Raw genomic sequence first — 12,162 nt, forward strand, 5'->3', positions numbered from 1 at the left:
CCTGGTGCCGGCGGTCCTGCCGGCCGGGCTTGCGCCCAGCCGGCAGTTTGGGAGGTCAGCGCAGCGCCTGCTTGGCGAGCTCGGCGACGATCTCGTAATTCTGCGGCGTGACGAAGCCGGCGCCAGTGTCGACATTCATCGGCGCCAGGCCCAGCACCACCTGCTGGCAAAGGCTGAGGATCGGCAGATAGCCTTGCAGAAACGGCTGCTGATCGGCCGTCAGCTGCACCCAGCCGCCCTTGAACGCCTCGACGATCTGCGGGCTGGTGTCGAAGCCGAAATTGAAGATGTCGCCCGGCTTGCGCCCCGCCGCCTGCATGTAGGTGGCGACGTTGCCCAGCATCTGGCCGCCGGGATAGCCGACCGCCTTGACGTCGGGATTGTTGAGCAGGGCCGCGGTGATCACCGGTATCGCCAGATTGGGGTCGGACGCCCATTCGCCGCTCGGCGGCGACGACAGCTGGATGACCTCGACGCCGGCTTCCTTGAGTGCTGCCACCGTGCCGCGCTCGCGCGCGCCGCGGGCCTCGTTCTCGAACGGGCCGATCATGATCGCCTTGTCGCCGGACTTGAGATTGCCGAGCTTGAACGCTTCGACGCCGAGCGCGCGGCCCTGCTGCTCCTGCTGGGCGCCGACATAGCCGCCGCCGAACGCAGCCACCACCGTCGGCACCGGCACGTTCTGGTACATCATCTTGATGCCGTCCTTGTGCGCCTGTTCGGCCAGCGGCATGATCGCGGCGTCGCCGGGATGGCCCATCATGGCAATGCCGTTGGGCTTCACGGCGACGGCCTCGCGCAATTGCTGAACCATCTTCTCGACGTCCCACTGCGAGAAGATGTAGTCGACCTTGGGTCCGAGATCGGACGCCGCCTGCTTGGCGCCATTGTAGACGATGGTGCCGAAAGCGTCGCCCTCGGCGCCGCCGACGAAAAAGCGGATGTGGACATCCTTGCACCACTGGGCGTCGAGCGCCTGCGCCGGCAGAGTGGAGATGGCAGCGCACAGCGCCGTGGCGGCGGCCACGACGGTCGAGCGCAGAAGTGTCGTTCTCATTGCGATGCTCATGCACGTTCCTCCCTTTTGTCCTCGGTGAGCCGAGGGGTTTCGTCGTTCGCCTGTCGGCAGTGCTTGGCAATCTGTCAGGCCGGCTCCTCCCACCGGCTCTCGGTCACGCCGGGTTCGGCAGGTAGGTCGCTCCTCCCCGGCATTGCTTGAGGTATTCCAGCCCGCGCACCTGGCCTGTGATTTCGAGGTCGCCGCGATAGACCGGGTCGTGCCAGCCCTCGATGTCGATGGCGCCCTTGTAACCGGCCAGCCGCAATTCGCTGATCACCCGCGTCCAGTCGCTGTCGCCAAACCCGGGCGTGCGCATCTGCACGAAGGGCAGCTTGCCGAACACGCCGTGCTCGCGGATCACATCCCAGCGCACCGTCGCGTCCTTGCCGTGGACATGGAAAATGCGCGGCGCCCATTTGCGGATCTGCGGCATCGGGTCGATGAGGTAGACAAGCTGGTGGCAGGGCTCCCATTCGAGGCCGAGATTGTCGTCGGGCAATTCGTTGAACATCAACTCCCAGGCATCGGGATTGTGGGCGATGTTCCAGTCGCCGGCCGCCCAGTTGCCGTCCATGGCGCAATTTTCGAAGGCAATGCGCACGCCCTTGTCGGCGGCGCGCTTGGCCAGTGGACCCCAGACCTCACGGAAGCGCGGCAGGCTGTCGGTCAGCTTCTTGCCGCGAAGGCGGCCGGTGAAGCCGCTGACCGTCGAGGCGCCGAACAGATGCGCGTTGTCGATGACGGTTTCCCAGGCCGCGAGCACGCCGCGATCGACCTCGCCATCCTCCAGCGGATTGCCGAACACGCCGATCGACGACACGGCGACATCGGCATCGCCGATCGCCTCGCGAATCTCACCGGCGAGCCGCCGCAAATCCTTGCCGCCCAGCGTCTGCCAGAAGAAGGGCTGGATGCTCTCGAAACCGAGCGGCAGAATCTCTTTGATGTAGGCGGCGGGGTCTTCGAGATTGGCCCGCACCATGGTGCCGATCCGGATGTCGAGAAGCGGGTTTGGCATCATGATGCTTCCTGTGTGATTGCGACGCGCCGTCCGGTCTCGGCGCTTTCGATGGCGCCGAAAACCATGGCCAGGCTTTTGATGTTGTCGCTGCCACGGGTTTCCGGCTCGCTGCCGGTCTCGATGGCGTGGATGAAATCCTTGATGACGCCGAGATGACCGCCGATGCGGTCGGCGGAATCGAGCGGCGGTACTGTGATGGGCTGGGTCAGGTCGAAAAGGCCGTCGCGGACCGACAACACAACTTCGGCCTTCAGCCCGTCCTCGCCGTCCCAGACCAGGCTGCCGTGCTCGGCGACGATGCGCCATGTGCTCTCCCAACTGGTGCGGAAGCCCGCCGCGCACCAAGAGCCTGCATAGGTGAACCGCTTGCCGCCACCGAGATCGAAGATAGCGCTGGCCGAGGAACCCTGCCGGTACCAGGAATTGGCCGGCTCCCATTCCTGGCAAAAAACACCGGCGGGATCGCCTGCGACCATGTAGCGGGCGGCATCGAATGTGTGGATCGCCATGTCGAGCAAGAGCACATGCGCCATCTCCTCGCGAAAGCCGCCGAAATGCGGCGCGACGAAGAAGTCGGCATGGATGCTGGTTGGCTTGCCGATGGCGCCGGAGTCGAGAAAGCGCCTGATGCGCCGGACATTGGCGACGTAGCGGCGGTTCTGCACGACCGCATGGACGCGCCCCGCGTTACGCGCCGCATCGACGATGGCGCGCGCATTTTCCGGAGTATCGGCCAGCGGCTTTTCCGTCAGCAGATGGCAATTATGGGCAAAGGCGGCAAAGGCGACATCACGCCGGGCGGCTGGAACCACGACATCGAACACCGCGTCGGGCCTGGTCTGGTCGAGCACCGCGTCGAGGCTGGTGCCGATGACCGCGCCGTCGAGCCCGTATTCGTGCGCCCTCGCCTTCGCCCGTTCGGCGTCGAGATCGACAAGGCCGACAATGGCCAGCCCGTCGATCTGCCTCGCGGCATCGAGCCAGGCCTTGCTCATCGCACCACAGCCGACGAGGACGGCATTCATCATCCGGCATTCCTCCCGTCCGGTCCCTCCAGACCGAATGTCACGGCATTTCCGGCATCACCGTAAACGTTTCTCCGTAAACGTTTACGAGAACACACCCGATGGCGTAGAATGTCAATCGGCTGTCAGCGAAAATCATCCCGAAGCCTTGGCCTGGGCGGCAGCCGGTGCTAGCCAAGACAGGGGGAGAACTGTCCTTGGCGTCCAGCATCCATGACCTCGCGCGTCACCTGAACATTTCGATCGGCACCGTGTCGCGGGCGTTGAACGGCCGCGCCGACGTCAATGCCGACACCCGCCAGCGCGTGCTCGCCGCCGCCAAGCAATTGAACTATTCGCCCAACCAGTCCGGCCGCAGCCTGCGGCAAGGCACCACCCATTCGATCGCCTTCATGCTGCAGCCGCATCCGGGCGACCAGCAATATGGCGAACCGTTCTTCATCCCGTTCCTGATCGGTCTGCAGGGCCGGCTGGCCGAGGATGACCTGGATCTGATGGTCGTCATGGGCGAGCCCGGCCAATATCAGCAGGAGAGGCTGCGCCGCGTGGTTGAGACGCGCCGGGCCGACGCGGTCGTGTTGGCCAATACACGGCGGGAAGACGATCGGATCGACTATCTCAGCAAGGCCGGCTTTCCCTTCGCCACGCTTGGCCGAAGTCAATCCGGCGACGACACCTATCCTTCGCTCGATATAGATTTCGAGAGGGCGGGTGATGAAGCCGTCGACCGGCTGGTCGCGCGCGGCCACCGCCGCATTGCCGCCATCCGCCCTTCGCTTGATCTCAACTTCGGCTACCTTTTCCTCGACGGCTACCGCAAGGGGCTGGAGCGGCATGGCATCGAAGTCGACCCCGGCCTGATCGCCGACGGCTTCATCAACGAGGCAGGCGGCTACCAGGTGACGCCGCGCGTGATGCTCTCCAAGGACCGGCCCACAGCCATCATCTTCAACAATGACGCAATGGCGCTCGGCGGCTGCAAGGCACTGGCCGAGATGGGCATCAGGCCCGGCCACGACATCGCGGTGATCGTCATCGTCGACACGCCGCTCTGCCGTTATTTCTCGCCGGCGCTGACCGCCTTCCGTCCGTCGCTGGAGCCCATGGGCCGGCGGCTGGCCGAAATGCTGCTGGCATCGCTTCCGGCCTTTGCCGGCCCGGAAGGCCCGCGCATCATCCGCGAAGTCTGGCCCCTGGAGCTGATCGCGCGCGACAGCGATTGATCCGCCGCGGAGGAAGGCCGGCGGGCCTCAATCCACCTTCTTCTCGCCCCGCTCGCCGGCCTTGACGATGTCGCCGGTGGTGAACAGGATTTCCTTCAGTTCCGCGCGCCAGTCTTTCTTCTGGCGCAGCAGGAATTCCAGATCCATGCCGAAATGCTTGAACTCCTCGCCTTGCGCGTTCTTCATGATCGCCTTGGCCTGAGGGTCTTTCTCGACCGACATGCGCTGTTCGTACCAGTTGATCGCCTCGGCCTCTTCGATCAACTAGGTGATCATGCGGGCAAAGGTCCGCACCTCCTGCGGTCAGTTCTTCCGGTGGCTCGTGATACTGATCGAAACCCATTTATCCCTCCTGGGCCCGGGGCTCGATCGGCCATCGCAGGCGACGCTTGGGCTCGCGTGCAACGGCTCAGGCTGGAAAATGGTTCCGGAGCGCGTGCGACACGGTCTGTCACGCAACTATCATCTTCGCGTCCTAGACCGCTCATCGGTGGGCGCGGCATCGTCGATTGCGGCGGCTTCGTCATCCGGCCGTTCCGGCCCGTTCCGTCACAAAGAGGTTATCCCATGAAAAATCTGCACCGAACCGTGTCGCTCGGCGCCGCACTGGCGCTGTTTACCGCCCTGACCCCTGCCCTTGCCGACAGCACCGCCACCGTTGGCGGCTTCGTCAACAAGGGCCTGGTCGGCGTCGGCCGCATTCCGGCCGATCAGAAGGACAAGTTCGGCGAGACCTTCGGCTCCGGCTCCGGCATGTCGATCGACGCCGCAAGCTGGACCCGTGGCGCGGACGGCTACAAGGGCTCGCTCTGGTTGCTGCCCGACCGCGGCTACAATGTCGTCGGCACCACCGACTACCGGCCGCGCCTCAACACTATTCGTATCGAATTCACGCCGACCGCACTGGGCGCCAAGCCCGCCGCCGGCCAGGAACAGACAGGCGTCAAGGCGACGCTTGCCGATTGCCTGCTGCTCACCGACGACAAGGGCGCAGACGCCACCGGTCTCGATCCGCTCAACGGCGTGCGCGCGGCCAATGGCGACCTGCCGATCCTGCCCGAGGCCAATGGCAAGCTGGCGCTCGACAATGAGGCGATCGCGCGGCTGCCCGACGGCACCATGTTCATCTCTGACGAATACGGCCCCAACATCTACCGCTTCTCGGCCGACGGCCATCTGTTGTCGGCAACGCAGCCGCCGGCCGCTTTGGTGCCGATGCGCAAGGGCGGGCCGAACTTCGCCTCCGACAATCCAGGCCCCGGTGCAGCCGAACCCGATCCGAAGGATCCCGAAACCGGCCGCCAGAACAATCAAGGCCTCGAAGGCATGGCGCTGACGCCGGACGGCAAGTCGCTGATCGCTGTGCTGCAGTCGGCGCCCCGCCAGGATGGCGGCGATTCGCCCGCGACGCGCCAGAACACCCGGGCCCTGGTCTACGACGCCTCCGACCCGGCCCATCTCAAGCTGGTGCATGAATATGCCGTGCCGCTGCCGGTGTTCAAGGACGCCAAGGACAAGACCAAGGTCGCCGCGCAGAGCGAAATCGTGGCGCTGTCCGACAAGACCTTCCTGATGCTGGCGCGCGACAGCGGCAACGGCCAGGGGGTGAAGGGCGATACTTCGCTGCTGCGCCAGATTTTCGTCGTCGACGTCTCTGGCGCCACCGACATTGCCGGCGGCGCCTTCGATGCCGCCGACAAGCCGCTGGCGCCCAAGGGCGTGCTCGACCCCTCGGTGACCCCGGCCAAGCTGACGCCGTTCATTGACATCAACGACAACAAGGAACTCGGCCGTTTCGGCCTGCATGACGGCAAGCCGAACGACAAGAACAATCTCTCGGAGAAGTGGGAAGCAATGTCTGTGGTCAGCCTGCTCGATCCGGCGCTGCCCGACGACTATTTCCTGTTCGTCGGCAACGATAACGACTTTCTCACCCAAGACGGTTTTCAGGTCGGCGCGCCCTACAAGGCCGACGACGGCGCCGATGTCGACACCATGTTCCTGGTCTATCAGGTCACGCTTCCGGGCCTCGCCAACAAGTAGCCGTATACGGAAAGGCGGACGCGCCCGGCGCGTCCGCCTCTAAACGTTTGTCGGCGATCAGCGATGCCGTGAAGGCACCTATTTCAAAATCTCCGCATCCCTTGGCACGCCGGCATCGATCGGCTCGGCGGTCCGGCTCGACACGGCCATGATCTTGCCTGCGGCCGACAGGTTCGGGCGCACATAGACCTGGGCTACGCCGTTGACCCGGCTGTAGAGGTCGATAATGTCCTGGTTCATGAAGCGCACGCAGCCCGACGACGCGTTCTTGCCGATGGAATCCCATTCCGGCGTGCCGTGCAGCCGGTACATCGTGTCCTTGCCGTCGCGGAACAGATAGAGCGCACGCGCGCCGAGCGGGCTCTGCGGTCCCGGCGGCATGCCGTCCTTATATTTCGCCAGTTCCGGCCGGCGCTGGATCATTTCGGGCGGCGGCGTCCACACCGGCCATTTCTTGCGCGCCTGGATCACGGCGCTGCCGGTCCAGCCAAACCCGGCCTTGCCGAGGCTGACGCCATAGCGCATTGCCTTGCCGCCGTCGCGCACCAGATAGAGAAAATGCTCGGATGTATCGACGACGATCGTGCCGGGTTTTTCGCCGGTCGGATCGTCCACGATCTGGCGCACGAACTTCGGATCGAGCTTGGCCACGGGGATTGCCGGCAATGAAAAGCCCTCATCGACGCGCGCCGAATACATGGTGGCGGCATCGCCCAGAGCCGGTTCGGGCGCCGGAGCGGGCGTTGGCGGCACCACGACGTCGGTCGTGGTGCAGGCTGAAAGCGCCATGGAAGCGGCACCCAAAGCGGATATTCCAAGAAACGCGCGCCGGTTCAGGCGCTCGGAAAAAAGCGGATTGTCGGACATGATCCCCCCAGCCTATTCATCATATCCAACAGGATATGCGACCCCACGCGGCGACGACCCATATCCCATTCCGAATGTTTTGAGAACTGATTAGCTTGAAGCCGCCAGGTGGCATGTTCCAATGCCGCATCGACCTTGTCCGTCAAATCGGCGATCATTGCCGGGCGGACTTTGAGATGAACCTTCGCCGAACAGCCCATGGACGAAAAAATACCACCGCGCCGGCGCACCGGCGATCTCACCAGCGGCCCAATCCCTCGCACGCTGCTGTTGTTCGCGCTTCCGGTGCTCGGTTCCAATGTGCTGCAGTCGCTCAACGGTTCGATCAACGCCGTCTGGGTCGGCCGCTTCCTCGGTGAATCGGCGCTGACGGCGACCTCAAACGCCAATCTGGTGCTGTTCCTGATTCTTGGCACCGTGTTCGGCATCGGCATGGCCGCCACCATCCTGGTGGCGCAATCGGTCGGCGCCCGCGACCTGCCCGAGGCGCGGCGCATCGTCGGCACCAGCGCCAGCTTCTTCTTCCTCGTCTCGGCTATCTTCGCCGTCTGCGGCTGGATCTGGGTCGACGCCATCCTCAACACACTGGGCACCCCGCCCGATGCGCTGCCGCTGGCGCGCTCCTATCTGCGCATCATCTTCGTCGCCGTGCCGATGATGAACCTTCTGTCCTTCGTCATGACGGTGCTGCGCGGCGCGGGTGATTCGCGCACGCCATTTTTCTTCATGGCGCTCGCCGTCGTGCTCGACATCATCCTCAATCCGCTGCTCATTCGCGGCATCGGCCCCTTCCCCGAACTCGGCATCGCCGGCTCCGCCACCTCGACGCTGATCGGCCAGACGGTGAGCGTGATCGCCATCCTCGTCGTGCTTTATGCCAGAAAGCATCCGTTGCGGCTCGCCGGCGCGAACCTCGCTCTGCTGCGGCCGGATCCGGCGCTGCTCAGGATCGTCGTCTTCAAGGGCGTGCCGATGGGCCTGCAGATGATCGTCATTTCGGCGGCGGCGCTGACCGTGATGGGCATCGTCAACTCCTACGGCTCGCAGGTCGCCGCCGCCTACGGCATCGCGGCGCAGCTGTGGACCTATATCCAGATGCCTGCACTGGCGATCGGCGCCGCAGTCTCGTCGATGGCGGCCCAGAATGTCGGCGCAGGGCGGTGGGACCGCATCGGTCGCATCGCGGCGTCCGGCGTCGGCTTCAACCTGGTGCTCACCGGCGCCCTGGTGGCGCTGCTGTTCTTCTTCGACAGGCCGGTGCTCGGCCTGTTCCTTAGCGGCGACAGCACCGCAATCGACATTGCAGCCCACATCAACAAGGTGGCGTCCTGGTCGTTCATCCTGTTCGGCGTCACCATCGTGCTGTTCGCCACCGTGCGCGCCACCGGTGCCGTGATGCCGCCGCTGATCATTCTGGTGATTTCCGTGCTGGTCGTGCGTACCGGCTTTGCCTACTTCTTCAGGAGCTACATCGGCGAGGAAGCGCTGTGGTGGAGTTTTCCGGCGGGATCGATCACCTCGCTGGTGCTGGCCGCCGCCTATTATCGCTTCGGCCGCTGGCGCACCATGCACATGATCGAGGACCGGCCGGCCGCCGGCGAGCCGCCCGACACCGGCCTCGGCATCCCGCGCGGACGGGCAAACATGGCGCCCGAGACGCCAAACGGGTGAGGCTCAGCGCGCGTATTTGACGCCGAACCCCAGCGCTACGACAGAGAACAGCGTGATCATGCCGGCGAAGGCCAGGCTTGCCGTCGTCGGAGTGGCCCAACTCGACAGCAGCCCAATGCCGATCACCGGCAGCGCATTGCCGCAGAAGCAGCAGATGAAGAACGCCGACACCAATTCGGCGCGACGCTCGGCAGGTGCGATCTGGCTCACCACCTGCAGGCCGCCGCGATAGCCGAGCGCCGCCGCCACGCCGCACACAGCGGTGGCGGCAACCATCAGGGACATCGACGCGAAAAACTGAGCAGCAACCATCAGCCCTACGGCCGGGATCATCAGCGCCAGCGCGGCCAGCATCCCGGCGCGACTGGACAGTCGGGTCGTGGCCAGAATGGTCGCGGCCGCAACGATCGACAGTTCAAAGAACAGCCCGCCGGCCTCGGCATGGTTGGCCACATGCAGCTGCTGCGCCAGGATGCTCGGCGCCAGGGCTGCATAGAAGCCGACCAGCGCCATGGCGCCGAAGCCGGTGACGGCCGGCGCCACGAAAGCGGCGCGGATATCAGCGGGCACCGACAGCCGCGGCCGCAGCGAAACGTCGGCCAGCCTTCCCGGCCGCGAAACGGTTTCCCTGGTGCGCCAGATCAACAGCGTCACCACCACGAGCAAGGCAAGATAGACCGCAAACGTTAGTCTCAACGGCCAGGGCGCATATTCGGCGAGCAGGCCCGATGCCAGCGCGCCGAGGCCAAGGCCAACGAAGTTGGTGCTGGTGGCGATGATTGCCGCGCGCGATTTGTCCTTACCCTCGATCAATTCGGCAAGCCAGGCCGTGCCGGTTCCCGCGCCGACGCCGATGCCAAGGCCGCTCAATATGCGGGCGACATCGAGCCATGCGACGTTCTCGGCCAACAGGAACACCAGCGCGCTGACCACCGCTATGGCCATCGACGCCAGCGCCGCAGGACGGCGGCCAATGCCGTCGGACAAGCGCCCGAACATCAGCAATGCGCCGAGATTGCCGACGACATAGACGGCGTAGACCAGCGTCAGCGTGATCTGCGAGAAACCGAAGGCCTGCTTGTAGATGACGTAAAGCGGCGTCAGCACCGTGCTGCCGGCGAACAGAGCGGCGATCATGGCGGCAACCGCGGCCATCGCGGGCCGGCCATCGAGTCCGTTGTCGCGCGTTATGGTCTCGGCATAGCTGGTCATGGCAACCTCCGGCCAATCGCCCAACGCCCAATTGCGCCCCAACGTCCATGTAAGGATGGCCGTTCCACGCGCCGAACTTCATCCTGACAACCTTGTCAGGATGGTCTTGCCCGAAATCCTCGCTTAACGTCTTTCCATCGAGAAGGAGAATCCATGGGAAAAGGTAGAGTCGAGGCATTCACCGATGGGGTGGTCGCCATCATCATCACCATCATGGTGCTGGAGCTGAAAGTGCCCCATGGGGAGGATTTTTCAGCGCTTCTGCCGCTGTGGCCGATCTTTTTCAGCTATGTCTTGTCGTTCATCAATGTCGGTATCTACTGGAACAATCTGCACAACATGTTCCACACCGTCCAAAGGGTCGACGGCCGCGTGCTGTGGGCCAACCTCAACCTTCTGTTCTGGTTGTCGCTGATGCCGGCGACGACGGCCTTCATGGGCGAGAACCATTTCGCGCCGGTCCCCGTCGCCGTCTATGGCATCGACCTGGTGCTGTGCGCGGTCGCCTACACCTTTCTCGCCACCAAGCTGCACCATTTGCACGGCAACGACACCGCCTTCGCCAAGGCGCTGGGCAATGACCGCAAGGGCAAGATCTCGGTGGCCCTCTACGCCGCCGCCGTCCCGCTTGCCTTCGTCAACCAATGGATCGGCGTTGCGATCTTCGTGCTGGTGGCCGCCGTCTGGTTCGTTCCGGACACGCGTTTTTCGCGGGTGCTGGAAAAGTAGCGTAGGACGCCTCTACTTGCGCATCGCCTTCAGCTTTTCGGCAACCGACGCGGCTAGGTCGGCATAGCGCTCCTCCAGCCGCTCGGCCGCCTTGATGATCGAAAAATCATGGCCGAATTTTTCCAGCGCCATGCGCAATTTCTCGACGAACTCGGCCTGTTTTTCGAGTGCCGAAAACAAGGTCTTCACCTGCGCTTCGCTTATGTCCGGATTGGCAAGCATCTGTGGCACCTCGCGGCCCATCTGGTCGCCGGTGGCGGTCTGCTCCTTCAGGATCGCAACCCAGTCGGTCAATCGGCAGTCTCCTGTTCAGCCGCAGCATGCACAGCCGCCGTTGATGCGGTCAACCCGAACACGCGGGACGGCCTTGCACGATGCGCGTCCCGCGCTAAGTTCGGCGCCACCCGAACCCTAGGAAAAAGATCATGACCTCCGACGCCGAAATCCAATCCGCTTTGCCCGCCCTCAGCCGAGGCAACGTCGCCGTCATCACCGGGGGCGCCAGCGGCATCGGGCTTGCCGCCGCCAAAAGGCTGGCGGCTATGGGCATGAGACTGGTGCTGGCCGACATTGGCGGCGCGCGCCTCGATGCGGCCCGCCAGGCAGTCGCCGCGATCGCCGGCGAGAATGCCGTGCTTGCGGTCGCCACAGACGTCTCGAAGGCCGACGAACTCGGCCGGCTGGCGGAAAAGACGCATGCCGCTTTCGGCGCCGTATCGCTGCTGATGAACAATGCCGGCGTCGGCAACAATCCGGGAAAACCGTGGGAGAACGGCGACGCCTGGAAGCGGCTGATCGACATCAATTTCTGGGGCGTCGTACATGGCGTCGAGGCCTTTGCGCCGGCCATGCTGGCCTCCGGAGAGCCGGGCCTGATCATCAACACCGGCTCCAAGCAAGGCATCACCACGCCACCCGGCAATCTCGCCTACAACGTATCCAAATCGGCATTGAAGACGTTCACCGAAGGCCTGGCGCACGCATTGCGCAACGAGCCGGGCGCGAAGGTCGCGGCGCATCTTCTCATTCCCGGCTTCACCTTCACCGGCCTCACCGAAGGAGCGGTCGAAAAACCGGCTGGCGCCTGGACCGGCGAGCAGGTGGTCGACTTCATGCTGGCTTCGCTGGCGCGTGGGGACTTCTACATCCTGTGCCCCGACAATGAGGTGATGCGGCCGACCGATGAAAAGCGCATGGCCTGGGCGATCGGCGACATCATCGAGAACCGGCCTGCTCTCTCGCGCTGGCACCCCGACCATAAGGACGCTTTCGCGGCCTTTATGGGAAACTGATCGTCGAACTCAGCCAAAG

The 12,162-nt window shown here is 64.4% G+C and carries 11 protein-coding genes and 1 pseudogene; 5 read left to right on the forward strand and 7 right to left on the reverse strand.

Annotated elements, in window-relative coordinates:
* Positions 1 to 55: 55 nt before the first annotated feature.
* The 3 genes from NKK52_RS13955 to NKK52_RS13965 all read right to left on the reverse strand — a co-directional run bounded on the left by NKK52_RS13955 (position 56) and on the right by NKK52_RS13965 (position 3,109).
* The gene (locus NKK52_RS13955; RefSeq protein ID WP_023682113.1) at positions 56 to 1,069 is read right to left on the reverse strand and encodes a substrate-binding domain-containing protein; all 1,014 of its coding nucleotides are present in this window, start codon (positions 1,067 to 1,069) and stop codon (positions 56 to 58) included.
* Positions 1,070 to 1,172: 103 nt separating this feature from the next.
* The gene (locus NKK52_RS13960) at positions 1,173 to 2,078 is read right to left on the reverse strand and encodes a sugar phosphate isomerase/epimerase family protein (RefSeq protein WP_023682114.1); all 906 of its coding nucleotides are present in this window, start codon (positions 2,076 to 2,078) and stop codon (positions 1,173 to 1,175) included.
* The gene (locus tag NKK52_RS13965; protein ID WP_023682115.1) at positions 2,078 to 3,109 is read right to left on the reverse strand and encodes a Gfo/Idh/MocA family protein; all 1,032 of its coding nucleotides are present in this window, start codon (positions 3,107 to 3,109) and stop codon (positions 2,078 to 2,080) included. Before NKK52_RS13965 ends, NKK52_RS13960 begins: the two co-directional genes overlap by 1 nt.
* A 194-nt stretch (positions 3,110 to 3,303) precedes the next feature.
* Between NKK52_RS13965 and NKK52_RS13970 the strand changes: the two genes are divergently transcribed.
* On the forward strand, positions 3,304 to 4,329 hold the full coding sequence (locus tag NKK52_RS13970; protein WP_023682116.1) for a LacI family DNA-binding transcriptional regulator: 1,026 nt from the start codon (positions 3,304 to 3,306) through the stop codon (positions 4,327 to 4,329).
* Between the two features lie 27 nt (positions 4,330 to 4,356).
* Here the strand turns inward: NKK52_RS13970 and NKK52_RS13975 are convergent.
* Positions 4,357 to 4,672, reverse strand: a pseudogene (locus NKK52_RS13975) (ferritin family protein).
* A 224-nt stretch (positions 4,673 to 4,896) separates the two neighbouring features.
* Here NKK52_RS13975 and NKK52_RS13980 point away from each other — a divergent pair.
* Entirely contained in the window at positions 4,897 to 6,372 is a 1,476-nt protein-coding gene (locus NKK52_RS13980; RefSeq protein WP_023682117.1) for an esterase-like activity of phytase family protein, read from the forward strand.
* Positions 6,373 to 6,450: 78 nt separating this feature from the next.
* On the opposite strand, the gene NKK52_RS13985 is transcribed toward NKK52_RS13980, so the two are convergent.
* Positions 6,451 to 7,239, reverse strand: coding sequence for a L,D-transpeptidase (locus tag NKK52_RS13985; protein ID WP_023668302.1), 789 nt, complete (start codon positions 7,237 to 7,239; stop codon positions 6,451 to 6,453).
* 198 nt (positions 7,240 to 7,437) lie between these two features.
* On the opposite strand from NKK52_RS13985, the gene NKK52_RS13990 reads away from it, so the two are divergent.
* Complete coding sequence (locus NKK52_RS13990) at positions 7,438 to 8,910, forward strand: MATE family efflux transporter (RefSeq protein ID WP_023682118.1); 1,473 nt, start codon at positions 7,438 to 7,440, stop codon at positions 8,908 to 8,910.
* A 3-nt stretch (positions 8,911 to 8,913) separates the two neighbouring features.
* On the opposite strand, the gene NKK52_RS13995 is transcribed toward NKK52_RS13990, so the two are convergent.
* Positions 8,914 to 10,122 carry an MFS transporter gene (locus NKK52_RS13995; RefSeq protein ID WP_023682119.1) on the reverse strand — a complete coding sequence of 403 codons (1,209 nt, stop codon included), beginning with the start codon at positions 10,120 to 10,122 and terminating at the stop codon, positions 8,914 to 8,916.
* Positions 10,123 to 10,275: 153 nt separating this feature from the next.
* On the opposite strand from NKK52_RS13995, the gene NKK52_RS14000 reads away from it, so the two are divergent.
* Positions 10,276 to 10,851 (forward strand): TMEM175 family protein, encoded by a 576-nt coding sequence (locus NKK52_RS14000; RefSeq protein WP_023682120.1) that lies wholly within the window; start codon positions 10,276 to 10,278, stop codon positions 10,849 to 10,851.
* A gap of 12 nt (positions 10,852 to 10,863) precedes the next feature.
* Here the strand turns inward: NKK52_RS14000 and NKK52_RS14005 are convergent, their stop codons facing one another.
* Positions 10,864 to 11,145, reverse strand: coding sequence for a hypothetical protein (locus tag NKK52_RS14005; protein ID WP_023668298.1), 282 nt, complete (start codon positions 11,143 to 11,145; stop codon positions 10,864 to 10,866).
* A 131-nt stretch (positions 11,146 to 11,276) separates the two neighbouring features.
* Between NKK52_RS14005 and NKK52_RS14010 the strand changes: the two genes are divergently transcribed.
* Complete coding sequence (locus NKK52_RS14010) at positions 11,277 to 12,143, forward strand: SDR family NAD(P)-dependent oxidoreductase (protein ID WP_023682121.1); 867 nt, start codon at positions 11,277 to 11,279, stop codon at positions 12,141 to 12,143.
* The last annotated feature ends 19 nt before the right edge of the window (positions 12,144 to 12,162 follow it).

This window comes from Mesorhizobium sp. C277A, from assembly GCF_040324395.1.
Lineage (GTDB): Bacteria > Pseudomonadota > Alphaproteobacteria > Rhizobiales > Rhizobiaceae > Mesorhizobium.